Origin of the sequence: Faecalibacterium longum (genome assembly GCF_040094125.1) — a bacterium.
GTDB classification, from domain to species: domain Bacteria; phylum Bacillota; class Clostridia; order Oscillospirales; family Ruminococcaceae; genus Faecalibacterium; species Faecalibacterium longum.
The window spans coordinates 1-25,139 of the sequence record NZ_JBBNIH010000123.1 but is presented as its reverse complement, the minus strand read 5'-3'; the positions used below and the strand labels follow the sequence as shown (position 1 = coordinate 25,139).

Here is a 25,139-nt window from a genome sequence, read left to right as displayed (position 1 = left end):
CCCCCCCCCCCCCCCCCCAATCCTCGGGCCATGCTGACCCGAAGTTTTAGCTTACTTTTCCTGTTCGGTTTTCTTCTCCGGCTTTTCGTGTTCCTTCTGCTGACCCTTCCAGTCGTCCAGCAGCTTGATGATCTGATCCTTCATTTCCCTCGGCGTAGTTTCCTTGCCGAAATACTTGCTCAGTTCCGCACCTGTCAAAATCACTTTGTCTACCTCCTTTTTGTCCTCCATCATAATGCCGTCGATCACATCCCCGTTGAGCAGTTTCTTTTCGTCCAACTCACGCATACGCTTTGCCTGCGCCTGTGAAGGCGAGGACTGCTGGCTGTCAATGGCGACGGCGATATAGTTCTGGTTCTTCTTGCCGATATAGGAAAGCTCCACCGCCGTAGTAAAGCCCAGCTTTTTTTCATCCATCAGCTTCATCAGGTCGGGAACCAGCTCATTGAGACGGATATACCGCTGCACCTGCTTGACCGCCATCTTATTGCGCTCGGCCACAATTTCGTTGGAGCGTTTGCCTGCGTCCTTCGGGTCAATCTGGCCCGAAGTGCGGGAGCCCTGGTGCTTGATGGATTCAAGCTGCATTTTCAAGGCTTTGGCCCGCTCACTGGGGAGGATTTCTTCACGCTGGTTCAGATTGTCCTCCACCATCTGCGTGATGGCTTCATCATCCGTCAGGTTTCGGACGATACAGGGCATATCCGCATATCCGGCAAGCTCGCTGGCTTTCTGGCGGCGGTGGCCGGATACGATCTCATAGCCGCCATCCTCACGGGGACGGACGATAGCGGGCTGGGTCACGCCCTTGTCCTTGACGCTGGACACCATAGCTCGCATTTCTTCATCATCCCGGACCTCAAAGGGATGGTTCTTAAAGGCGTGGAGTTCGTTCAGCTTGATATAGACGATCTGCTCCTTGCCCCGGCGTGGTGCATCCTTCGGCTTTTCGGATTCCTTCGGAGCGGGAGCAGCCTGTACCGTTGGAGCCGTTTTTTTCTCCGGTTCCTTTTTGACCGCCTTTTCCGGTTTCTGTGCAGGAGCTTTGGGCTTCAGGGCTGCGGCCTTGTCCTTATCTTCTTTCGGGGGACGGCCCCGGCGCTTCGGCTGTTCCGGCTCTTTGGGTTTTTCCTCCGCTTTCTTCGGAGCCTCCGGCTGCTTTTCCGGTTTCTCCGCTTTTGTCGGGTCAGGCTTTTCCCCGCTGGGAGTTGCCGCCCGTTCCTCGGCTTTCTTTTCCTTCATAATTTCAGCGAAGTTATAGACAGAAACCTGTGGGTTCTTTACTTCTGGTTCCGTCTTTTTTTCCGGCTCCGGGGAAACGGAAACCTTCTCCGGCTCTTTTGGGGGAGCGGGAGGCGTTTCCTTGCCCGGCCCGCTATCCGTTACCGGCTGTTCCGGCGTTTTTGTGGTTTTATCATCTGCCATAAGCATTTACCTCCTGTTTTTTGGCATGAAAAAAGGGGCTCAACTTTTCAGTCAAGCCCCCGTGGGAAGTTCCTCCTTTCTCCGCCATGATACAAAAATACCGCCCGTAGTCTCGTTTGGGCGGTACTTTGTGTAAGATTGGCAGTCCATTATTAAGTTTTTTATTATGTTCCCTTTGTACACCGTTGCAAGAATCACAGATGGGAGGTTTGCAAAGTGTCGCAACACCGCTCATTTTCTTGCATAGATCTTAAAAGCTATTACGCGAGTGCGGAATGCTGCGCCCGTCACCTCGACCCTCTCACCACGAATCTGGTCGTAGCTGATGCAAGCCGTACAGAGAAGACCATCTGTCTGGCTGTGTCCCCTTCCCTCAAAGCATACGGCATCCCCGGTCGCGCTCGGCTGTTCGAGGTCGTGCAGAAGGTCAAGGAGGTCAACGCACAACGGTTGAGAGAGGCAGTACGATTAAGGAAAGCCGTGTATAAGGATGGCATCCCCACCTTTGCATCTTCTTCCTATGACTCCACCACTCTCTCCTCTGACTCGTCCATTGCAGTCGATTATCTTATCGCGCCTCCTCGGATGGCGCACTATGAAAAGGTATCTCGCCAGATCTACGGCATCTATCTAAAATACATTGCCCCGGAAGATATTGTGGTTTACTCTATTGATGAGTGATTTTTCGATCTTACATCTTACCTGTCCCACTATCACATGTCAGCACACGACCTTGTAAAAACGATGATCCGGGAAGTGCTGTATACGACCGGAATCACAGCCACTGGCGGGATTGGCACCAACTTGTATCTAGCAAAGCTGGCGATGGATATCACTGCCAAGCACGCCGCTCCCGATGCAGATGGTGTGCGTATTGCTGAACTGGATGAAGATTCTTTCCGCTACTTGCTCTGGGATCACAAACCACTCACCGACTTCTGGATGACCGGTCCCGGAACAGCAAAGAAGCTGGAGAAACACGGAATCCGCACGATGGGTGAACTTGCACGATACAGCCTGAACTACCAGGACATCTTATATAAGGAGTTCGGTGTCGATACTGAACTCCTTATCGACCACGCTTGGGGTCTGGAGCTCTGCGGCATGAAAGAGATCAAAGCATACAAGCCTAGCACGAATAGCATCAGTGAGGGTCAGGTGCTCTCCTGCCCATATGAATATAGTAAGGCACGGATCATCGTACAGGAAATGGCGGATAGTCTTGTCCTCCAACTCACGGATAAAGGTCTTGTCACAGACTCTCTCACACTAGATGTCGGCTATGACCGAGAGAACTGTGATAACGGAACCTACCACGGCCCAGTACACATCGACCACTACGGCCGCACCGTTCCGAAAGGCGCTCACGGTAGTGTAAGACTGGACAATCCGACCAACCTCGGCAGTCAGCTCATCAAGGCTGCGGCTACTCTGTTCGACCAGATAACCGATAAGACTCTGACCGTGCGACGGATTACCATCGCAGCCAACCGTGTGGTCAAAGACGAAGGTATCTTCCAAGTTGATTTATTCACGGACACAAGCAAGCTGGAAAAAGAGAAGAAATTACAGGATGTGATGCTGGGCATCAAGAAGAAGTTCGGCAAGAACGCCGTACTGAAAGGCACGAACTATCTGGATGGTGCAACAATGAGGGAAAGAAACAAGACTATTGGTGGACACAAGGCAGAGTAAGGAGGATTTCGAATGAGACGTTGTATTTTCTGTGGTCGAACTGATAACGAATTCGATGGCAGAAACCAATGGACGGTTGAACACATCATTCCAGAATGTCTTGGAAATTCCACTTTAATTCTAAGGAATGTCTGTAAACAGTGCAACAGCAATCTCGGAACCTATGTTGATAATTACTTTGTCAATCATCATTTTATAAAGTCCTCGCGGCAATTTTTCCAGCTGCGTAGTCAAAATGGCGTTATTCCAAATGCTTTTCAGGAGGGTGTGACTGAAGACGGGCAGCGAATTCGGGTGGATGAGAATTTTGTGCCGTCTGTAGTTCCTTCCATTATACAAGACGGCAATAAAATAACTATTCACGCCAACTCGGTCGAGGAAGCTCGCACTATGGCCTCTAAGAAACTAAAAAGGCTTCATGCTACACCGGAACAAATTCAGAACTATATTTCCAAGATAGATGAGTCACTCTTTCAGGAACTTCAACCAGAGATTCGTTACGATATTACGCTAGATATCAATCGTTTTCTCTTGGAAGCTCTAAAAATCGGATATGAATACGCTCTATTAAAATTCGGTGACGCCTATTGGGACGATCCAACCGCATTGAAAATTCGCAATCGACTTAATTGCGCTATTTCCGGTAAAATGCAGGACACTTGTGAAAGGCCACCCGAAGCTAGTTATGTTCCCGACTACTTAATGCAAGGATTAAGTCGAACGCCACTTATTGGCGCACATTGGATTTCAATAACGTCTACGTTGCATAATCAACTTGTTGCACATATCATTTTATTCTTTAACCCTGTTTCATCGTTTCAAGTTCTACTTTCCGAACAAGCTGATTGCTATTTAGAAAACGGTCAAATACTAGAAGACTTTGTTGAGTTGCCACATAAGGGTGGAATAGACTATGACAAACTACAAGAATACACCGGAAGGCAGAGTTGTCCAAAGTAAATATGCCGACCTGCTTCCCCTCTCCCGGCCGGCACCCATCAAACCACGAATGACCATCCAGAACCGAGCCAAGATTTTCTCTCCTTTCGCTGCCTTACGAGGTTACGAAGATGAGATTGCTTCTGAGGGCAAAGACCACCTGAAAGTCCAGCGTATCGAACTGTCGGAAGAAGAAAAGGCCAAGCTGTCCGACACACTCTGTCGTCTCAGGAAAGGCCAGCCAGTTTCTGTCCGGTACTTTATCGGCGGCTACTACGAGGATATTTCCGGTACAGTTGAGGTCATCGACTCAATTGCCAGTGAACTGCGAATCTCGACCGGTACAAAGACTTCTCTCGGCAAAGACCTATCGACCATCATCCCGTTTGGTGATATACTTACTTTGACGGAGGTAACTACCTCATGAGCTACTTTTACTGCGACACCTGCCGCTACTGCTTCTCTGCAAATGCACTGCCTGACCGTTGCCTTGACTGTGGGGCACAAACCTATAAGGGGAAGCCGGCGGTTCACTTGGCGAGTAATGACGAAATAGATGAGCTGCTCAGAATACAGGCAGAGGATGCGAAGATTTCAAAATGACCCATAGAAACTACCCTGAGTCTTTCTTTAAAGACTTAACGAAATTTGCTGAAAAAGATATTCTCCCTAAACAAGCACAATTGAGCACTGAATATGCAGATTATCTGATTTCCTTAATACTAGCATCGCCTTCCACATCCACAAAGACTCTGATCACAAAAATCATTAGCTTCTATTATAAAGAGAATAAAACACTAAACCAAATTGCCAGCGAGGTCAACAGGTCTTACAACCACACCTTCACTCTCAAGAATAGAGGTCTGGCTATAATTGTTAGGCTATTAAGAAAAGCTGGTAGTTCGGATTCCCTCGATGAGATGGGGCGGATAATAACCACGGATAATGAGGAGGACACAAAATGAAAGCACATAAATATTGGTCACTCGGCGCACTTGCCTGCATGGCAGGATGCTTCTACACAGGCTGTAAGAAACTGATGAAGGCACACAAGTATTTTGCCTACGGTGCGTTAGGCTGCATGGGTATGGCAATCTACTCCGGCCATAAGATGATTGCACCAAAGAAAAAGAAAGAAACTGAAGAATAGCACACACCCTCGCCGTAACAAGCGAGGGCTTTTTTGAACTCCAGGAGTTCATTTTATTTCCATCACAAACTATATGTTACATACCATATACTTCCATCATGAGTCGAATTCCAACTTTCAGGCCTTCCTCAAAAGCAGTCTTCTCCCATGCACAGCACACCGTCCCCTGCCGGTCCATGATCTTCTCCCAGAGAGGAATCTTATCGCCGACATAGTCATCTACGAGCCTATCCATTCCATCTAACCCACGCAGCCACTCTTCCAGTTCCTTTTCTTTGGCCTTTGCCGCTTTACCGGCAACTGTGTTTTTCTCGGATCAGCCCTCCACCGCTTCATCGCTCTGTATCTCCGCTGCCGTTCTGCACCAACACTGATTTTCTCTTTATCTGCTGTGCCTGGGAAGTACACGCCTTTTTTATAAGGCAGGTACGAAGTAACAGAGGCTTTGGAAAGTTGAAGAGTGTTTGCAGTTGACAGGATGGCGGTTTTGTAGTCCTGTGTTTCTCGATACTCCTCAAAAGTATCCTGTACCTTCTCCGCCACTTCTGATTCATACACGCCAGCCGTGATGAGCAGCTTCCGTACCTTGATAGGATTCAGATTCAGAGCATCAGCGATGTCTTGGAGGGAGCATTCCTCCTCATAAAGCACCACAGCCGCATCCATCTGCTCTTTTAGATTCTTCCCGGCATCATACTCCGGCTTCAGCTTCTTCCGGCCTCCACCGGGCTTTCTGGCTTTATACGCTCTTTTCTCTCCCATGATTATTCATGCAGTTCCAGCGGCAATCCGTCCGGGTCGTGGAAGAAAGTCATCTTCTTGCCGGTGTAATCGTCAACCCGGATCGGCTCACATTCTATACCTAATTCTCTCAACTCTCTCACTGTCTGCTCCACGCTCTCTACACAAAAAGCAAGGTGCCGTAGACCACAGGCTTCTGGACGATTCACACGCTTTGGAGGATTTTCTTCAGCGAAAATCTCCAGCTCTGTGTATTCATTGACACGCAGATCCAGCTTCCAATCTTTACGCTCTGATCGGTAGTTTTCTCTGATGACAGAGAATCCCAACTTATTCACATAGAAATCCTTTGCGGCTTCGTAGTCAGACACGATGATGGCAATATGATGTATTTTTGATAAATTCATTTTTCTCACGCTCCATTTCTTCAAATTTTGTTCTTCTTTTATTTCCGTTATAAACTATACATCAACCTTCAAAAATTACCGTGTGAACTCCTGGAGTTCAGTTTGTCCACACGGATTTTATTTTTTCTTGGGTTCTTGTTTATTTCAGCTTTTCCAGAATCTCATCCGCGCTCATCCCGCTGGCTAATAATTTCTTAACCACACTCTCGGCTTCTGCTTTCTTTGCTTCTTCTGCAGCCTTAGCATCTGCCTTTGCCTTCTTCGCTTCTAGGGATGCCGCTTCTTTTTCGGCCTTCTTCAGAGCAGTCTTCTTCTCTTTCAGTGTATTCTTCTGCTCCTCAATCGCTTTCTGGATGGATGCGATCTCAGTATTCAGAGATGCAATAGTTTCCTGCTTCTCCGCAATCTGAGTTGCGTAGTCATTGGCTACCTTCGGTTTGTTCTTGCTACCTTTGGTTCTGGGCATCGTGATAACCTCTTTCCTTTTATAGTTGTTCAAGTATAGCACTGTGTTGGGGTGAGGGCAATATAGTCATTTACACCTGCTGAAAAAGGTCAAATCCCATTCGTTTAGAATAATCAAAGTTCTTTTTGTGGGCAGCATTTCTAAGTGCCATTCCTAGTGTCTGACTAAGTTTAAGCTGATCATCACCCGTCAAATTTGCCATATGTGTTAATCCAAATTGACCTTTCTCATCTAACGCATTCCACAGAGCTTCACTTAATATAACATTCTCGGAAAAAAGCGGAAGCATCAAATTAAAATAGAAAAGTATTTTTTCTAGGTTAGCTGTTTTTATTGATTGGAAAAATGAACGGTAAAATTCTTCTTCGCTATCTAAGCAACTCATTAAAATATACGACTGATTCACTTCCGGCAATACCGTTATTGCCAATCTATGCATTTTTCCCTTATTATCAATACTTTTTATTCTATTTCCATCTATATCATAATCCGGGGCTATATATGCATAATTCGCAAATCCCAACTTATACGGAATTGTAACCACAACCGTACTTATACCGTCATGTGTTCCAGCTAAAATTTCTGTATCAAACTTTTTCTTAACCGTTTCAAATTCTTCCATTCGTAGGCATTGGATTCGATACTCTTTCACTTGCTCTGGCAAAGAGAATACACCCGGCCGTTTTGAAAACATTCTTCTAAATAGCCACATCAAGTGTCTCTGTTTTGCATATTCAAAAACAAAAGCTTTATATGCATACACAAACTTCATTTCATCATTATTTGCGTCAAAGTCAGGTGATCCAGCTTCAATTACCTTAAACGCTTGTGTGTCATGCACATCGCAAAAGCAACTTTGCGTAGTTGCTTTATTACCACTTACTCTTGTAAACGGAACAATCAGTATTGGATTTACAGGATCTTCTTTAATCACTATAGGTTGCTTAGCTGGATCTTGCATTATCACATGATTATCTGCACTTGCAAGCAATGAAATAATCTTATGATTTTGTAAAGCATGTGCTTCTTTGATTTTTCCCTTGCATTTCGCCTGATCCGGATGTAAGCACACCTTATCCTGTTTAAATCCTTTTCTCATTTCTTCCATCAATAGAACTTCAACCGGTTTCTTTGAATTCACCGGGCCATCATCGCTTTTTCCTTTACAACAATCCTTGTATGATTTTCCTGATCCACACGGACAACTTTCATCGTCATGCAAATACAGCTGATTCTCTGGAATTTGAAGTTCCTTCATTGTGTCATAAAGAATTTTTGCGTCTTTATTTAGCAGTGAAAATATTTTCATTTTTATATCCCAAAACTTCCTCCGTATATTCATCATTTACACATATCCAACCTTTTCACATCTTCGCCGATTATAATAGACCGTTGCCTGCTACTCACCACGGAGAGGTGTGTGATTATTATTACGAGCAACGTAGGGAGCTATGCTCCCAATATCATTCATGGACATTTAAATCACTTCTTAACAACTCTCCATTCCAAATTATATCTTTCACCTATTACTAAGTTTTTGAATGTATGCTCAATTATTCCTGATTTTGGCTTTATAACCTTTGAAATTTTCGGAACCCTATCAACAGAATGTCCATACATATTATATTTGCACTCTAATAATTTGAGATTGTTCGCCACCCGAACACAAAGTGTTAAGTTTCTCACTGGAAAAGAATTTGTTAATCCTAAATACTGATGCTCCACATAATTACAACCATCAATAAAAAATTCTGCATCTATTATATATATTTTTCCTTTTTGAGATGCTTCCTCAAGCCTTACTGTATAAGCCTGAAATGCACCGTCAGAAAATTCATCTACGATAAGCTGATTTTTATTTTTTAGAGATTTTGTGATTGTTCCACCTGCGTTCCACGAATAGCGATCCGTATAGTACTGAATTCCATCTGCAAGCATTCGAATATACAATTTTTTTGTATATTTTATAACCGTAGTGCTGATATATTCCATACAAAACTCTTGGTTCTCTAATACATATGGATAAGTAAAATCGCCAATTGCATCCGAAGCTCTTACCCAACCTAATAAGTTAGAGTTTTCTTCACAATTTCTCAAAGCATTCATCACACAGTTTTTCAATGAAGAAAGATCATCGAAAAAGCTGCACATTTTATTGTTTTTTATGCTGCTCTTAAATATTTTATAATCGTTTTGTAAATATTCGGCATCACTGATTTCGTAGTCACCCTTTGCAATTTTATTTGCAATTCCCTTATCACTAAGTATTATGGCAATTGGTTTTTTTCCTATCCGCTTAGCGTACTCATATTCTCTTTGTATATAACTTTTCCCGATTCCGTTCTCCCTGCTTCCATATCGACCACCCAAGATTAATATAAAAACATCGCTGTCACGTATCCATTTTTTTATTACTTCAAACTGTTTCTTATTGTCAGCAGAAAATAATTCCATTCCAGCTGGGATATGACCTGCTTCTAATATTGCCTCTACTGCAGCTTGCCTTTCTAAAATCATATCTGTCCAGGTGGAAGATACGAATACTTGCAATTTTTTCTTCATATATCTTCTCCCCCTTTGTATAATACTCTGTTTTTTATATACCGAAAGCCACGGTCTCCCGTGGCTCCAGTATATCACAAGTCTACAAATAAATCAGCCTTGTACACGCCTTTTTCTAGCATTTTCTTGAAACTGTCCTTTACTGCTGCGACATCCTCATGGTAGGTCATTCCGTACTAGGTGTCGTTGGTTTTCAAAACCTTCACAGACATCTTGCCCTGCTCCAGTAATTCTCCAATGAAGATAGGGATCAGATACTCGGCTTTCTGAGGATTACCCGGTACTTCTTTCTCGAAGAACTCTTTGAATCCCTCCTCCAGCACGTCTAGGAAATCAGGAGTCAAGCCCCACATATTCATGGATACCAGAGAATTCACATCAACAACCACACCATCTGCCTCTGCTCCAGCTGCGGTCTTTACGATGTTCTTAGTCTCCACAACCTCAGTCAAGTTTCCATTCTCATCCATCTTGCAAATACCGCGAGTCACGCCGCCGTTATCTGACAGAGTGTTCTTCAGAACGAAACCAGCCATGCAGGACTTGCCACCATTTACCAAATACTCATGGACAGCCTTAAAGCCTTCCTTGCCATAGTAATCATCTGCATTGATCACAATGAATGGGATTTTGATTACTTTCTTCGCTGCGAGCACAGCCTGACCGGTTCCCCACGGTTTTGTACGGCCTTCCGGAAGTTCTCCCGGAATATCGTTGATATCCTGAAAAGCGTAGTCCACAGTTACATTATGAGAAGAGCAAATAGCAGCAATGCGATTACCGATGGCCTCTTTGAACTCCTTCTCAATATCATTACGGATAATAAATACCACATGATTGAAACCAGCTTCAATCGCATCATGGATTGAGTAGTCCATGATGATATGGTTTGCATCATCGACCAGCTCCAACTGTTTAATTCCTGTTTCAAATCGGCTGCCATGATAAGTAATGTTGTTTTCATCTCTTTCTCTTTTCTTTTTTAATTAAACAATCCACTTTCCAATCAGAGGTATCTTTTTGATTACAACATCAACAAAATAAGCGCAAACGAAAATCAGAATAGCACTTGGTATTGACGCAAACGGATATCTAAAATTTGTTGCAACCATATTGTTGCTTGAGATAACGTAGTTTAAGAGATATGGTAATATTATTTACTTCAATCAATTTTCATTCCAGCCTTTATCCAATTATCGAAATCTATCTTAATAATATCAGCCGTGTAATAATCGCCCTCTCCTTCATCCTTATGGTATGTAAACCATTCTTTTGGTTTTCTATCAGGATTATTTTTTACCAATTTATCAATCATATTGTTATAACTACAGGTACCCATAACAATAGCTGGATTCCCATCTTTATTTCCGTGGTCCGCATAATGACACGCTCTTGACACAGCCTTACCAATCCATATCTTACTATTAATTCCAACACCTTTGCGTCCCGCCTTAACTACTAATTCTTGAGCCGTTGACATTCCAATCCCAACTTTTATCTCAGGCAAATTATGTTCTCTAAATAGCTGATTAAGCATTTTCATGAAAGTATTTACATAAAAACACTTATTTGCAGTTTCATATACATCCGCCTGCTTTGGATTAGTATACACTGCATATACACAATCCCCTCGCATGCCAATTTCTCGAAGATTATCATCATCTCTCAAAATCTCAATAATTTCCGAGGAAAAGCTTCGGAAAACCTTAGCTAATTTCTCCTTATCTTCATCCGCGCATAATTCCGTCGAATCACGCATATCCACAAAAATAGCACTTACCCAACTATAATAACCATTTGTAAACGTAAAATCATCATCATTTGGAAGTTTGTCTTGTTCCACAACTTCCATATCGTTGTCCAAAATTTCTTCTAAACGTTGTTTGCCCGCTTTATAATCATAATCTGCCATTACTTTCTACCCTTAGTACAAATAGATTCCAATTAGAAACATCACTACAAGTGCAATGAAGCCAATTATCGTCCACTTAATTCCTTTATTGTAGTTCACGTGCTTTTCATTTGCAATTTTTGAATTTATGTAAATTTGAGAAAGAAGATCATTCAGATACTCTTCTTTTGTCATGTTCAATACATCATTTTGGAAAACCTGATAAGAAGCCTTATCACTTATTTTTCCAAAGAATAGTACCGAATCTGTTATCAAATCAGGTTCATTGTAAACATTGGAATTGATTCTTGCAACTAATGTAAAAATCAGTCGTGCAATTCCATCGCACAACATAAATGTTGCTATCCCAAGAAATCCAATATATAAGATCGTACAGAAATTTGCAGGCGGCATAATATTTTGCAACACATTATACATTTCTGCCATTCCGTCATTTGTAAAAATAATTGTCAGCAGAACTCCTACCAACGCAAGCACTATGCCTGCTTTTGAATCACAGCTATTTATCCAGGCATTTATTCTATCTAATGACGCTTTCGCCTCTTCTATTTGTTCATCAACATCCAGTGTATCTACTATCGTTGTTCCCGCCATTATAGCAATTCCTTTCTTACACTTTTAATGATTCGACTTATTTCACCGATGGTCATATCACAATCCTAGAAAGTCATCCACATATAGACATCTTTTTGGCTTTGTTGTGTCTTTTTCCAACCATCCATGGTGCGATTCTTATAATCACCTCATAAGCTATACTGCAGATAGCAAGTGTTATAGCCACAACGATTAACGCTAATAGAAGATTCTCTCGTACGGCATCTGTGCTCATGTGCAAAGGAATGGATACTATTTTTACTACAATTCGATACACAGGACCATGAATGCAGAGAACCATCAACGAAATCCGTCCGAGGTATTGCAGGAGACGGTTTTGGTTGATTAGCATTGCCATCAAACCTACGCCTACCACTCCAATCATAGCAGTTACAAACCACATTAGCCCCCTGGTCAAGCCATAAAAAGCCAGAATGAAGTTCAGTACAATCAGAATAATTGCTATTCCGCCTGATGTAATCTTCCGTTCTGCCACTTGCCCAGCTTTAATTTGTCCTGCTAATGCCACGCCCAGCGCATAAAAACCTATGTACTTGAACACGCGATTGAGTCCCCAAAACAGCTCCGGCATCGGAAGAACAACATAGATAAGACTCATCAGCGCAGAAACAATATAAGCTATTTTCTTGCCGCCCAGATTGACCAGTATATTGAAAAGAGCTACCGTCACAAAGAAACACGGCAAAAACCACAGATGAACGTTGAAGTCCAAATTGTCATAGCAACCAGAAAATAGTCCTAGGAGAGAATCCATGAAGCTCATATCCGAATTCCGGAATCTTCTCTCTATCACTTGCCAATATAAAAGTACCAGCAAACCGAACGAGAAATACGGAACAACTATGGTCTGGATTCTCCTCTTTATATCTGTTAAAACTGATTTTTCTTTATACACCCAACCTGCTGCCAAAAAGAAAAGTGGCATATGGAATGAGTATAGCCAATTAAAGACTGTGCGATTGGAATAGACATGTCCTATTACAACAAGGATAATACCTATTCCTTTTAATACATCAAGCCATGATAAACGCTCTGCTCTGCTCTGCTCTGCTCTGCTCTGCTCTGCTCTGCTCTGCTCTGCTCTCAAGATTTTATTCCTCTTTCACTTTATGTCAACAGTTTATATTTCACATTACAAATTTCGCAATCCATTTTTCTCAGTAGTCACTTCTTTAAAAATTTACGCACAATTTTTTTAATAATTTGAATATTTTGAGTAATATTATAAACAATGGCAAAAAGAAAACAAGTCGCTATTGTTAGCATATTAGACTGATTCAAACAAACTGCAGCTACAAGAAAACAACTCATTCCAATTACAATTTCTCTTTTATTATATTTGATTTCAATAACCTTATTAAGATCAACTGCTCTATAAACCGCAATCACCAAAAAAGATACCGCAGTTGAAATGGATGCAGCATACAGCCCAATTTTCCCAATAAGAAAAATATTAATTAATGCATTGATTGCAGCACCGGCAACCGATGAATATCCTACCTGTTTTGTTCTTTTTAATGCAATATAGATTCCACTGTAAAAATTAACAAGACTATTAAAGAATATTCCAAAGTACAATATTGGCACCTGAAAAAAAGCAGTTCCATAATCGCCTTTAACCAGCACTTTAAAAATAATAGGGGTCACTGCTATCAAAGCTAACATAACTCCAATCAAAAACTTAAATAAACCAGAAAAGAGTTTTGTGTAATATTCAGCGGGATCCCCATCATCAGAAACTTTTGAAGCGGTTTCTGTCCACGCCAAATTAAAAATACCGTACGCAGTACTATATAACGAAGGTATTTTATTGGCAACAGCATAGATTCCATTTGCCGCCGCGCCCATAAAGTTAATGATAATCAAACGATCTGACAGGTTTACAACCCATAATGCAATAGAACTAGGAACAATAGGCATTGAAAAATCAAGCAGTTCCTTAAGCGCCTTTCTGGAAAACTCGTCCAGTTTAAAATAGGCAAGCATACCAGATACGAATACCATATAGAGATCTGAACTCAAGTAGCCTATTGTTAGAGATATAATCACCCCTTGAAGACCCAAATGAAATCCAATCAGCATAACGGCTGTTGCAGCAAGATTGACCGCTGAATAAACCACAACACTTACAGAATATTTAGCATTGTATCCTACACCACGAACGATTTGCCCCAAAAGTGAATAAAGAGCTTCGCTTAAAAAAAGCAAACAAATTAAAACTGCCGATAATGAATCGATTTTGAATAGTCTCAAAATCAAATACACAATCGGATAACATACTACAGACGATATGCCAATATAAACCAGCGACCCTGTCACATAAAGCGTTTTATTTTCAGCGCTCTTCGATGCAAGTAAGTAACGAAATACTGCTTGCTGTATTTGCATGGTTACAACCGGAATCAATAAACTCGCAATGCTTAAAATCAGATCGTAATTTCCATATTCTTCTGTTGTTAAGTATGATGTTAACAGCGGCAACAACACAATTGCCAAAAATTTAGGAATTAGCTGTCCAATTCCAAGTATAACTGTATTTATAGCTAGTTCTTTATTTCTATCTACCATATTAACAAATGTTCCTTCTTATTTTACAATAAACACATCCTCAACATTCTTTCGTAGTGACATTGCATAGGAAAATTCATTTTTATAATATCCAGTTGCAACAAACAAAATAATACGCTCGTTCTCCGGAATGTTTTTGCAAATTTCCTTGAATTTTTTATTTTTCTTATAGTATTCGCCATTTTGGAGAATACAACTTCCAATTCCATAATAATGTAATGCCTCAACAAGAGCCATTGAAAACAGTCCGGCTTCAACATATACTTGATTTCTCTCAAACGTGTCATAAAACGCAGAGACATCTGCCGTAACAACAAGATAATTTGGTACCTCTTGCTGAAAACCAGTATTTCCTGCAATCAGTTCTCCTAGAGCATCATTTGTTGCCTTATCCTTATACAAATAAACTTTACTAGCTTGGCGATTACATGCAGTTGGAGCTTTTTGCGCGATTTTAATAGCTTTTTCCACATCTTCAATGTTAATGGATTTACTTTCAAACTGCCGCATTGAATGTCGACTATAAAAAAACTCTGGAAAAGGCTTGTCTATATTACTCATTAGATTTGCTCGTGTATCATACTTGATGCCTGCTGTAAGACCATCAATCCGATATGTATCATATGTTTTCAGTTTTTCCACCATAGCAGCATTTTCATAGCCAAGTCCTTTTTGCATGTCAACATAAGCATTCAAGACAATAATTGCATCTTGAAATGGCATACCATCGGAAGGGTATCCCATTTTCAAGTATTGATCCATCATTTCAAAAAGCACTGCAATCTTTTGCTGTCCGAAGCCTTTACGTGGTTCTGACAGTGACATACCCTTTTCAATCATATGGGTCTGACGCAGCATTTTCGATTCCTGTGCTGCTCTTGTAACAACTTTAGGATTATTATAATTCCATCTCCTATAATTACAGTAATCACACCAAAATTCATATATCATCGAAAATCTATCAATGATGAATTTAATTTTTTTCTTTAATTCAGGCATTTGTTACTCCTTTTTCTTGCAAGAAATTAACTACAATTTCCGTTGTTTTATACGCCTGTTGCTTCATATCCGAATGAATATTTTTCAACCTATTTTTATAAGCATCATGATTTGCTTCCAGTTGCCCAAACTTTGCAAATAATGTTTTCTCTGACAACTCATTCAAATCAATACAGTACTCACTCAAACCTATAGATTGCATAAATCCCTTCATTTTTTGCTCATACGATACTGATACAAATGGGATTCCCATTTTTGCTGAAAAAATATTACTATGATATCTCATACCGACTACAGCGTATAACTTGCCAATAACATATTGCTGAAAGTAAGTATCTCGTTCTTCTGAAAAAGCATCAATCATAAATGTATCAGAGTCTAACATGTAATCATTCATGACCTTTGTATCATTCAAGTTACCATATAACTGTGGAATAAAAACAACGCCATATCCTTCTTTGACTTTTTGAGTTATAAATGCCTTGAATGCTGTTGGAATCTGTTCTATTATCTTTTCATTTTTATGTACTGGATGCCACTTTAAATCCGTTATTGTGATGCCTATACATTTTTCGTGGTTCTCAATAAAATTTTTGAGTTCTGGATAGTTATTGTATTTTCTTTCGTTTTTATCAATATCAATATCATGCTGTAATGCTGAGTCCAACGCCTGTTCAACCTCAACACCCGGCAAAAAGTCCTTAACATATTTTACCGAAATAGGATCTCGTAAAACAATTCTTTCCGCACCAGAAATCACTTCTTTTCTTAGTTTATTTCTAGATGTGCAATTAAAAGGTCCCATTGATGGAGCATAAAAAATATATGGGATCCCCATTCGACGGATCAAATTCAGACGCCATAAATACAATTTTTCCGCTTTAAAATATGTATCGCCAATGGATGGACCTCCTGGTGCATGTAAAACAACATCTGCTTCTTTTAATGCACGAATAAATTTTCTTGCTTCTTTTGTAAATGCAAACTTTCCTTTAAACAACAGAACAATGAAAAATTCCAATTGCGCCATTCTCGATTCAAGCTTCGGAAAGCGATCAATTTGGATTACATTTTCCGGCATACCAGGATATGGTGTGAATCCATTATTAGAAATCGTAATCGTGGCTCCCGGATATTTTATAAGGAGTTCATCAACCATTGCTTTAACAGCAGCTTCATCTCCTCTATTTGCGTTATGTGAATGAATAACAAGTATATTCACAATATTACCTCCCCTATAGTCAACTGTCTTTTCTTTACTATCTATTGGATAAGGAATCTGACTCTGCCTCATATCCTCTCGTCATTTTGTTTCTCTTTTCTTAACAGCATGCATATAAACATCCAAAGCAAGAAAGTGACACTCAACTCTTCTGTAATCTGTAAAATAGTATCTTCAATAAGAATACATATTACAATGCCCAAAGCTAGAGCAATATATTGATTGCCTTCTTTACGGGCTTTTCGCAATCCAGCATGTACTGTACTAAAAAAGAACATGTAGTATACAACCGCTACAACAGCTCCTAATTCAAGAAATCTCTTAAGTAACCCACTCTCTGTGACAAATCCTCCCCAATTTGCCTTTGCTCTAGCACCTGTTGCAGCCGGTCCAATTCCGAATATCCAATTTGTCTTCTCCTTAAATTTTTCTATGGAATAAAGCCAGCAATCTATTCTACCCGTATTAGATGCGCTATTCTCAGACCAGTCAAAAATGGATTGTAGTCTATTAAAATAAAAAGCAATAGTCGAATTATTTCTACTCAAGGTAGTTCCCAAAATTGCTAACAACATTCCTATGATAAACATTATCAATATAACTTTAAAAACCTTTAAAAGATTCACTCTTCCGCCAATATAAACATAAATAACTATTGCACTTATGACAAACGCTACTAATGGCCCTCTTGATGAAGACATAAGCAACCCAACTACATTTATAATCAAACAAATTAGATTAAGTTTGCTTGTATTTGTATAAAAATCATAAAACGAAACTACTGAAATCATTGCCATTATTGTTCCAAATGTAAGGAATGACCCTGAAAATACCATTGCTCTTATCACACGCGAACCATTATACATTATTCCTAAATATTCATTTTGAATAATATATGAGCCAGAAAACACCTCGTATATGGCAAATATAGAGAGAACCACTCCAATAGTCTTGAATAGATTTAGTATTTTCCTAATTTCACAGTATTCCAATAAATACAGAATAGATGGTATCATCATCATAAAAAAAACATACTGATAAAAAGCAAGATTTCTTTGGCTACTATTTTCAACATTTATTACTTGAATCAAAAATAATCCAATACAAAATATGTACAAAATCACACTGTCTTTTGCAGTTGTCTGTATTTTTCCCTTATTTACTAATAACCTCTTTCCGTAGCCTATCAATCCAATAAGTATTACGCAGAAAAAAAAATATTTAAAAAACATTCCAAACTTTGTATCCCAAAAATTAAAAGAACACAAATATATTATGCAATACAGAAGCAAACTTTCATTTATCTGTGTTTTTTTAATCATAAAATACCTCCAGTCAAATTTCATCTCTTTAAACAATAGAAAATATCCGTTATCCAAAATCTACTCCGGCCATAATATTTTATATATGGGAAAGCAAGGAAAGCCCGAATTACATTTTTGGTTTCTAATATATTTTTTCTTTTTTTATACACCACTAATTGCTCACTTAAAAAGCTTATATGTTTTTCATTTCGTATATTTTTTTTGCAAAAAAGAAGCATCCTTGAAATTATATCAATTTCGGTATTTAGTCCTTCCAGTCTATATTTTAGACTTCCTCCACCTCTACTAGATGCGTTCTTATCATGCCGTCTAAATTCTATAGTGTCTTCATTATATATATATGCAGTTTCAGACAAAACAGCTTTTCCCCATAAAAGGCAATCATGTGCATAATTTTCAAACCACACATCATCATAATTCTCTAGCAAACATCTACGAAAGCACATTGAACATCCAGGTCTTGCTGGTTTTATCCAACTTCCAATACGATTAATCTTTACCAATTGTCCATAAAATTTCTCAAAATTAACTTTTTGTGGATGTTCCCCATCATAAAATGGGTGAACATTAGATGCTAGCAGTTGAATTTCCGGGTGTGAATTCATTATTTCTGACATCACCTTAATTTTATCTAAATGCCATATATCATCTTGATCGCAGAGAAAGACTATATCTCCATGCGATTCTTTCATTGCATCGCTAAAATTCAAAGAATACCCTTTATTCTCTTTGTTTCTTACGACATTCCATTTGTCTAATTTGTTTGTTTGGATATACTCCTGCACATACTCATATGTTCCATCAGTGGATCTGTCATCGTAGATTAAAACCTCATCCGGTAACACTGTTTGATTTTTTATTGACTCAAGCTGTTCAGAAATATACTTTAATCCATTATATGTTGTCATCACTAATGAAATCATAGCATCCTCACTCTACTCCAGACTCAATAAAGCGTCGATAAAAAGCATCTCTCTTCTTATTTAAGTCTTCTTTATTATATTCTTTTGATTTTTCAAAATTCCGTTTTGCTTCTTCAATTTGCATTTCTGGTTTCACCATTTTTTCGAGTATATCAGCAAGTTTAACATAATCCGCTTTTTCAAACAGGCAATCACTTGAAACCAGTTCGTAATTTCCGCCAACATTCGTGCATATCACCGGACATGCTCTACTCATTGCCTCAACGATCGATCGGCACAAACCTTCCATAAAACTAGGCTGCACATAAATATCGATTGAATCAAGCCATGAAAAAACTTCACTGTGCGGCTTCGCTCCCAAGATAGAAACACAATCTTCCAGATGCAATTCAGCGATTAACTTTTTCAGTTTATCTCCTGATCCATTTCCAATCATTTCATACTTGAAATTATTTAACCCTCTATTTTTTAACTCTCCCATGGCACGAACAACATACTCCTGCCCCTTCCAGCCAACATCCAAAAAAGCAGCTGTCCCTAGCACAATCCTGCCTGTATGCTTTTGTATTTTCAGAATACGATTTTCAAGCAATTTATCGTCTGAAGGCATAAGCTCAACATCAGAGCATCCCAACATTTCTCCTTTGCATGGATATCTTTTTTGTAAGGCTTCATTTGTCACATACACACCATACTTTACATTTTTTATTAATCTCTTATATTGTTTTTCCTTGAATCCTGCAACAAATTTTCCGTGCAAGCTATGATACCACAACGATTCCCATGCAAAACCAGTAACCTCAACCAAATACGGCTTATGATACTTTTGTGCGTATTTTAACGCCGTATTAGTATAGATATTTCCCAAGGATCGAATAATCACTTTGTCTGCTTTTTTCACTTCAGATTCAATGGTTCTTTTTACCAACATTCTCTTTTGACACGACAATGCATTTGAAAGAGGTCTATACATATCAGGGAGTGCCACACAGTGATCAATTGAGTTACCAATTTCATTAAATTTTATCCGCGCTTCTTCCTTTGTGTAAATTCGATCCTCTCTACGCAATACTACAGTTAACTCGTCACAGTATCCTTTATATCGGCTCCAAATCTGCGAATTAAAATTCGGGTCTGTATAAAGTGTTCCTTCTGAGTCATATTTCCACCTAGAGCCACCCTGTATAAACAATAAATTCATTACTGTTCCTCACATCAAACATTTTTTACTCGCTTATTTCAGTCAGCATTTTCATAGTTCTTTCCAGGCCTTGTTTAATATCATATCTAGCTGTCCAACCAAGTTTTTTCAGTTTAGAACCATCAAGTCTAGCCTTTGTTGCCTTACTGTATCCAGCTTTTTCGGTTTCGTCAGGCAATTCAAATACGACCTCTTTACCCGCAAAATCAGCAATAATCTTTGCAAGATCTTTCAGCATAATATCAGACGCTTCATCCGCAATGTTGTAGGCTTCACCACTTTCACCTTTCAGAATAACTGTTAAAAATCCTGCCACTGCATCTGCCACATAGGTGTAGGAATAGTACTGTGTTCCAGTACTCTTCAAAACAATGTTATCGCCGTCCACTGCCTTTTTAATAAACTGTGAAATAGCTTTTGTATCGGTCTTTAACATAGTCGGACCATAAGAGCGGGTAAATCTAGGAATAACGACATCCAAGTTTTCCTGTTTTTTATATGCCTGACATAGAGCTTCACCACAACGTTTACTCTCTGGATAACCAGCTCGCAATGTATTCGAATCAATGTAACCACAATACTTCTCGTCGAAGAATTCTACATCTCCTCTGTTTTCACCGTAAATTTCATTTGAGGATGCGAATGCAAAACGTTCTGCATGATGTTTTACCGCAAATTTCAGAAGATTATTTGTTCCGATAATATTTGCAGTCACAGTTCCAATCGGATCTGTTGCATATGCCACCGGATGCGTATTACTTGCGAGATGAACCACAAAATCTACCTGATCAGCCTTCTCCAATTCCAATGGCTCATTAATATCATGTGACACAAATTCAAAAAAAGGTGATGTCCAATACCTCTCAAATCGATTCTTTGCCTTTTCAAGATTCCGTCCCAATGCATATACCTTGCAATTCAATCCATGCAGGTTTTTTTCCATTAAAACATCAATCAAAAAGCTGCCAATCAAGCCACTAGCTCCGGTAATTAAGATACTTTTATTACTCAGCTTTTCCCACGGCAGATCCAAACCAGCTACATATTTAATGTCTTCTCTGTAAATTGAATTATCTATCATAGTCCTCTCCTTATTTCAGCCAGCTGTCTTTATCTGCCTTTAAGTAAGCCTTGAACATTTCAAGATCATCTTTGGTCGTCAATTTGATGTTCTTATCGGAGCCGGCTGCAAAGTAAAGGCGCTCTCCTAATTCAACCATCATTGTGTTCGTATAGGATGATCCATAAATACCGATTTCTTTTTCAAACGCTTCATGGTATTTACGATCCAGCAAATCAAATTTGTAAGCTTGCGGTGTGGAAACTCGACGTAGCGTTTCACGCGGAATATACTGCGTGGTCGTGGCTTCATTCTCCTTATCCACGACAAAAATCTGCTCATTGTACGGCATGGATGTCACAGCATTTCCATATTGCTTGCATTTACTAATAACATCTGTAAGAACAGACGGTTCAACAAGAGGGCGAATACCATCATGAATAATTACCGTATCATCCGGATTTGCCTTACCCTCCAGGCTATAAACACCGTTTCTAATAGACTCCTGACCCGTGCTTCCGCCTGAAACAACCCATTTTAATTTATCAATATTAAACTGTTTTGCATAAGCCCACAGAATGTCATGCCAACCGTCAATGCAAACTACTTCAATAGCATCAATTTGAGGATGCTTCTGAAAACTTTCTAACGTGTAAATAAGAATCGGCTTATCATATACATTAATGAACTGTTTGGGAATGTCTTGTCCCATACGATGTCCCGAACCGCCTGCGATAATAATTGCAATGTTTGCCATACTGCTTAATCTCCTTTTTACTTCACATTAAAAATACTTTTTAAAGAAACTACCATAACCATAAAATTCAAAACAAAATAGCCTATGGTAAACAAATCCATAATGTAAAAAAGCACCGCAATCAACATCAATACTTGAACAAATCCTGCTATAGATGTTAAATTCAGGGCAATCAGTTTAACGAAACCATATTCTGATTTATCTTTTACCGTCTTCATAGAACCTTGATCACCCAGTGTAGTAATTGCTTTATGCATTATGAAGCGTGGAAATATTACAAATATTCCAGATAATGCACCGAGAATAATATAGAAGTCCATCGGTAACTGAACAATACTTTGGAATAATCCAGGATTGTGTGCTGCTGCCACACCCCATCCAAAGAAGGATAAAACCATAGCGATGTAGCCGCTCATTGCATCATATACACTGCCCATCTTCGAAAATTGCTTTTTATATCTTGCAATGTTTCCATCTACTCCGTCTAGAAGATTCCACAGGAAAAACATTAACCATCCTGCAATCAGCATTGTCTTTGTGGTTCCAATACACATAAGTACAAATCCAATAATAATTGGAATGATAGAAATCAAAGAAACCGCATTTGGAGAAATATTTGTATATAAAAACGGAATGGTCAAGATATAAGACAAGGGCCTTCCAACATAAAAAGCGAAATAGTCATTTTTTGCAGACTTTCTCTTTTCAGGACTCATTGTTTTATTTTCAATATCTTTAGGTGTAATCATTTTAATTTTCTTCTCCGTTAAAATTTAAAAGTATTCTTCCGTCCCAGCCAATTCTGGTCTTTATCGCTCAGGTTCAGCGCAGTGCCATCTTCCAGCGTGTAACCCTCTGCACTCGCGTTGCTTGCTTGTTACTTTCGTTAATAGATATAGACGAGTGCCCGATCCACCTGCTAAAATAATGCCTTTCATAACATCTATTCCTCCGTCATTTATAATCTCTCAAACAGTTTCCCGTGTTCTTCTGAAACTCTCCGAGCGTTAAACCTACTATGCACATCTTCCATGCCCTGCGTCACCAATCTATTCTTCAATCCATCATCCTGATAGATTCGCAACACAGCTTTACTTGCTCCGGTAGCGTCATCCACTCCAACAAGCAGACCATTTTCTCCATCTCGGATTATATTAGGAATGGCATCCACCCGACTTGCCACAATCGGCTTGCCCGCCATCATATACTCAGGCAATGCCAGTCCGAAGCCTTCCCATCGACTCAGTAAACATGCGACATCAAAAAGCTCCACATAACTCATTGGATTATCAACCCAGCCTGTTATATGTAGGCTATCCGAAATACCGTTGGCTTTTGCATATTTTCTAATCTCGGCTTCCTGGTTTCCGTTGCCAACAATAATAAAATGTGCATTAGAGACTCTATCTTTCACTTGCCTTGCCATCTTAATAAAGACATCCGGTGCCTTTTGTGGACTCATTCGCCCAACCATGCCGACAACAAACGCATCTTCCGGTATACTCAGGTCTTTTCGTCTAACCGCACCATGCACTCCATTTTCATAGGCTTCGATGTCTACACCGTTAAAGATGACTTGCAGCTTATCCTCTTTACAAATCTTCTTGTCTAATGCCGATTGTTTCTCTGCATCAGAAATACAAATAATCTTATCGCAGAACGGTGCTGCAATTTTTTCTATCATTGTGTATATCGCTTTTTTCTTTGCCGAGCAGCGCATATTAAAAGCCCAGCCATGCGGATTATATACACAGTGATTTCTCAATCCTATATCCGCAACACGAGCAATAGCCCCCGCCTTGCTGGAATGAGCATAGACGATATTCGGGTTATATTTCTTTATCAGTGCTCTAACCTCTCTAATCGCCTTTAAGTCATTGCCACCAATGGCTCGCGTCATCTCGACTTGTTCAAAAGAATCAGCCAAACCTCTGTAGTCTTCTTCATGGAAATCCTGTGAGCAAACCAATATATTCTCGAACTTTTCTTTGTCCAAATACTTGAGAAGCATTCGGATGTAGCGATCCACGCCACCTGCGGCCTGCGCCACATGCAGTATTCTAATTTTATTCTTCCTCATCCCTCAAATACTCCTCGCCATTTTTCTTCCGCAAATCTATGTACACATCTGCTTTTCACAGATGGTATTTCTTTTTCCTCTTGCCGCTCACACGGCTAAGTGTTTTCTTATGCTGTCGTATCCAATTACCCCAGCAATCATATTTCCCTTGTTTTCTACTTCATAAAACATCCGTTGAGTACACTCGTCTCTATTTCTCTATAGCCGAAGTGCTGTTTTATACAGTCGAACCCCGTATACCCTGCAATGACGTTTTTTCTAAGTGTTGGATTGTTGAATCGAACCCTGTCGGTGCATGATTTTTGTTAAAACTATATATATCACCCAGTCCAATTCTTACCATTCATTGTTCGTTATGAACAAATCATTCACTTTAACCACTCAAAACATGTAATTATCATCACCATTCATGCTCTACTCAACAGCTGTTTTTTGAAGTAGAAATCATCTGTTTTTCTCTATTTTTCATGACTCAACAAACCGTTATGATGTAGGTGTCATTAGCGGGTCAGATAGTGTACTCAACAGCAGTTTCAGACGTTAATGATAAACTCATGGATTTTTGTTGTTTTCTCCTGTTTTCCGCCATTTCTATGATTCTTCTGAAAAAATTGTGCCAATTTTGTGCCACAGGGGCCAAAAGTTCAGCGTTTTGTATAAATATCTTGCATTTACAGTTCAAATAGTTATGAAATACAACCAATTTCAGCACCCTATATAGTGTGCAAAACAGGTTCTTTTCGACTATGCTACGTCAATACGGTTTGTTGAGTAGACATTCGTGGGAGCAGCTATTACAACAAAGTCCGCATCCGAGTATGCAGCCTTTGCGTCCAGCGTTGCGGTCAAGTTCAGTTCTTTCTCTGCAAGATATTTCTCAATATAATCATCTTGAATTGGAGATTTATGATTGTTAATCATATCCACTTTCGCTTGCACAATGTCAACAGCCATCACTTGGTTATGCTGTGCTAACAGCACGCTAAGGGAGAGACCAACATATCCAGTTCCGGCCACAGCAATTTTCAAATCCTTAAAATCTCTCATGATTACTTTCTCCTCTCTCTTTGCGTTTTTATTTTGAAAACACAC

The 25,139-nt window shown here is 39.7% G+C and carries 26 protein-coding genes and 2 pseudogenes; 5 read left to right on the top strand and 23 right to left on the bottom strand.

The features are described from left to right. Window positions 1–51 precede the first annotated feature (51 nt). Complete coding sequence (locus AAAU26_RS05555) at window positions 52–1,431, bottom strand: ParB/RepB/Spo0J family partition protein (RefSeq protein ID WP_227619510.1); 1,380 nt, start codon at window positions 1,429–1,431, stop codon at window positions 52–54. A 210-nt stretch (window positions 1,432–1,641) separates the two neighbouring features. On the opposite strand from AAAU26_RS05555, the pseudogene AAAU26_RS05550 reads away from it, so the two are divergent. The 5 genes and pseudogenes from AAAU26_RS05550 (at window position 1,642) to AAAU26_RS05530 (ending at window position 5,209) form a co-directional block, all read left to right on the top strand. Continuing rightward, window positions 1,642–3,120: pseudogene (locus tag AAAU26_RS05550) on the top strand (Y-family DNA polymerase). 12 nt (window positions 3,121–3,132) lie between these two features. Beyond that, the gene (locus AAAU26_RS05545; RefSeq protein ID WP_217208846.1) at window positions 3,133–4,080 is read left to right on the top strand and encodes an HNH endonuclease; all 948 of its coding nucleotides are present in this window, start codon (window positions 3,133–3,135) and stop codon (window positions 4,078–4,080) included. Beyond that, a complete protein-coding gene (locus AAAU26_RS05540) occupies window positions 4,034–4,486 on the top strand; it encodes a YolD-like family protein (protein ID WP_217208839.1) in 453 nt (150 codons plus the stop codon). Before AAAU26_RS05545 ends, AAAU26_RS05540 begins: the two co-directional genes overlap by 47 nt. A 172-nt stretch (window positions 4,487–4,658) precedes the next feature. Then, window positions 4,659–5,024 (top strand): hypothetical protein, encoded by a 366-nt coding sequence (locus tag AAAU26_RS05535; RefSeq protein ID WP_217208837.1) that lies wholly within the window; start codon window positions 4,659–4,661, stop codon window positions 5,022–5,024. Continuing rightward, window positions 5,021–5,209, top strand: a complete 189-nt coding sequence (locus AAAU26_RS05530) for a DUF6219 family protein (protein WP_217208835.1) — start codon at window positions 5,021–5,023, stop codon at window positions 5,207–5,209. The genes AAAU26_RS05535 and AAAU26_RS05530 overlap by 4 nt, the downstream gene beginning before the upstream one ends. Window positions 5,210–5,285: 76 nt before the next feature. Here AAAU26_RS05530 and AAAU26_RS05525 read toward each other — a convergent pair whose 3' ends face one another. The 22 genes and pseudogenes from AAAU26_RS05525 to AAAU26_RS05420 all read right to left on the bottom strand — a co-directional run bounded on the left by AAAU26_RS05525 (window position 5,286) and on the right by AAAU26_RS05420 (window position 25,076). Continuing rightward, complete coding sequence (locus tag AAAU26_RS05525; RefSeq protein WP_217208833.1) at window positions 5,286–5,444, bottom strand: hypothetical protein; 159 nt, start codon at window positions 5,442–5,444, stop codon at window positions 5,286–5,288. Between the two features lie 5 nt (window positions 5,445–5,449). After that, window positions 5,450–5,971: a hypothetical protein gene (locus AAAU26_RS05520; protein WP_227619509.1), complete on the bottom strand. Its 522-nt coding sequence runs from the start codon at window positions 5,969–5,971 to the stop codon at window positions 5,450–5,452. A 2-nt stretch (window positions 5,972–5,973) separates the two neighbouring features. After that, window positions 5,974–6,357 carry an SMU1112c/YaeR family gloxylase I-like metalloprotein gene (gene gloA2, locus AAAU26_RS05515; RefSeq protein ID WP_217209586.1) on the bottom strand — a complete coding sequence of 128 codons (384 nt, stop codon included), beginning with the start codon at window positions 6,355–6,357 and terminating at the stop codon, window positions 5,974–5,976. Window positions 6,358–6,496: 139 nt separating this feature from the next. Then, window positions 6,497–6,823, bottom strand: coding sequence for a hypothetical protein (locus AAAU26_RS05510; protein WP_217209584.1), 327 nt, complete (start codon window positions 6,821–6,823; stop codon window positions 6,497–6,499). 70 nt (window positions 6,824–6,893) lie between these two features. After that, window positions 6,894–8,168, bottom strand: coding sequence for an SEC-C domain-containing protein (locus AAAU26_RS05505; protein ID WP_227619508.1), 1,275 nt, complete (start codon window positions 8,166–8,168; stop codon window positions 6,894–6,896). Between the two features lie 137 nt (window positions 8,169–8,305). After that, window positions 8,306–9,385 (bottom strand): DUF4062 domain-containing protein, encoded by a 1,080-nt coding sequence (locus AAAU26_RS05500; RefSeq protein WP_217208820.1) that lies wholly within the window; start codon window positions 9,383–9,385, stop codon window positions 8,306–8,308. Between the two features lie 176 nt (window positions 9,386–9,561). Continuing rightward, a complete protein-coding gene (locus AAAU26_RS05495) occupies window positions 9,562–10,296 on the bottom strand; it encodes a sugar phosphate nucleotidyltransferase (RefSeq protein ID WP_431834276.1) in 735 nt (244 codons plus the stop codon). 251 nt (window positions 10,297–10,547) lie between these two features. Further along, window positions 10,548–11,297: an adenylate/guanylate cyclase domain-containing protein gene (locus AAAU26_RS05490; RefSeq protein WP_217208816.1), complete on the bottom strand. Its 750-nt coding sequence runs from the start codon at window positions 11,295–11,297 to the stop codon at window positions 10,548–10,550. Window positions 11,298–11,309: 12 nt separating this feature from the next. Beyond that, complete coding sequence (locus AAAU26_RS05485; protein ID WP_217208813.1) at window positions 11,310–11,891, bottom strand: Pycsar system effector family protein; 582 nt, start codon at window positions 11,889–11,891, stop codon at window positions 11,310–11,312. Between the two features lie 73 nt (window positions 11,892–11,964). Further along, window positions 11,965–12,999 (bottom strand): acyltransferase family protein, encoded by a 1,035-nt coding sequence (locus AAAU26_RS05480; protein ID WP_227619507.1) that lies wholly within the window; start codon window positions 12,997–12,999, stop codon window positions 11,965–11,967. A 77-nt stretch (window positions 13,000–13,076) separates the two neighbouring features. Further along, on the bottom strand, window positions 13,077–14,480 hold the full coding sequence (locus AAAU26_RS05475; protein WP_227619506.1) for a lipopolysaccharide biosynthesis protein: 1,404 nt from the start codon (window positions 14,478–14,480) through the stop codon (window positions 13,077–13,079). A gap of 18 nt (window positions 14,481–14,498) precedes the next feature. Next, entirely contained in the window at window positions 14,499–15,479 is a 981-nt protein-coding gene (locus AAAU26_RS05470; RefSeq protein ID WP_227619505.1) for a nitroreductase family protein, read from the bottom strand. Next, window positions 15,472–16,701, bottom strand: coding sequence for a polysaccharide pyruvyl transferase family protein (locus AAAU26_RS05465; protein WP_217209580.1), 1,230 nt, complete (start codon window positions 16,699–16,701; stop codon window positions 15,472–15,474). The genes AAAU26_RS05470 and AAAU26_RS05465 overlap by 8 nt, the downstream gene beginning before the upstream one ends. Window positions 16,702–16,769: 68 nt before the next feature. Continuing rightward, window positions 16,770–18,023 carry an O-antigen ligase family protein gene (locus AAAU26_RS05460; RefSeq protein WP_217208794.1) on the bottom strand — a complete coding sequence of 418 codons (1,254 nt, stop codon included), beginning with the start codon at window positions 18,021–18,023 and terminating at the stop codon, window positions 16,770–16,772. A 20-nt stretch (window positions 18,024–18,043) separates the two neighbouring features. Then, window positions 18,044–18,949, bottom strand: a complete 906-nt coding sequence (locus AAAU26_RS05455) for a glycosyltransferase (protein WP_217208785.1) — start codon at window positions 18,947–18,949, stop codon at window positions 18,044–18,046. A 7-nt stretch (window positions 18,950–18,956) separates the two neighbouring features. Then, a complete protein-coding gene (locus AAAU26_RS05450; protein WP_217208783.1) occupies window positions 18,957–20,150 on the bottom strand; it encodes a glycosyltransferase in 1,194 nt (397 codons plus the stop codon). Window positions 20,151–20,175: 25 nt separating this feature from the next. Beyond that, window positions 20,176–21,231, bottom strand: coding sequence for an NAD-dependent epimerase/dehydratase family protein (locus tag AAAU26_RS05445; protein WP_217208781.1), 1,056 nt, complete (start codon window positions 21,229–21,231; stop codon window positions 20,176–20,178). Between the two features lie 10 nt (window positions 21,232–21,241). Continuing rightward, window positions 21,242–21,967 (bottom strand): IspD/TarI family cytidylyltransferase, encoded by a 726-nt coding sequence (locus tag AAAU26_RS05440; protein WP_217208779.1) that lies wholly within the window; start codon window positions 21,965–21,967, stop codon window positions 21,242–21,244. A 17-nt stretch (window positions 21,968–21,984) separates the two neighbouring features. Beyond that, window positions 21,985–22,716 carry a CDP-alcohol phosphatidyltransferase family protein gene (locus AAAU26_RS05435; protein ID WP_227619503.1) on the bottom strand — a complete coding sequence of 244 codons (732 nt, stop codon included), beginning with the start codon at window positions 22,714–22,716 and terminating at the stop codon, window positions 21,985–21,987. Window positions 22,717–22,833: 117 nt separating this feature from the next. Continuing rightward, window positions 22,834–22,905 (bottom strand): annotated as a pseudogene (locus AAAU26_RS05430) (sugar phosphate nucleotidyltransferase); the annotation flags it as partial. A gap of 20 nt (window positions 22,906–22,925) precedes the next feature. After that, window positions 22,926–24,047: a glycosyltransferase family 4 protein gene (locus tag AAAU26_RS05425; protein WP_217208776.1), complete on the bottom strand. Its 1,122-nt coding sequence runs from the start codon at window positions 24,045–24,047 to the stop codon at window positions 22,926–22,928. Between the two features lie 744 nt (window positions 24,048–24,791). Further along, window positions 24,792–25,076 (bottom strand): UDP-glucose 6-dehydrogenase, encoded by a 285-nt coding sequence (locus tag AAAU26_RS05420; RefSeq protein WP_489705581.1) that lies wholly within the window; start codon window positions 25,074–25,076, stop codon window positions 24,792–24,794. Between the last annotated feature and the right edge of the window lie 63 nt (window positions 25,077–25,139).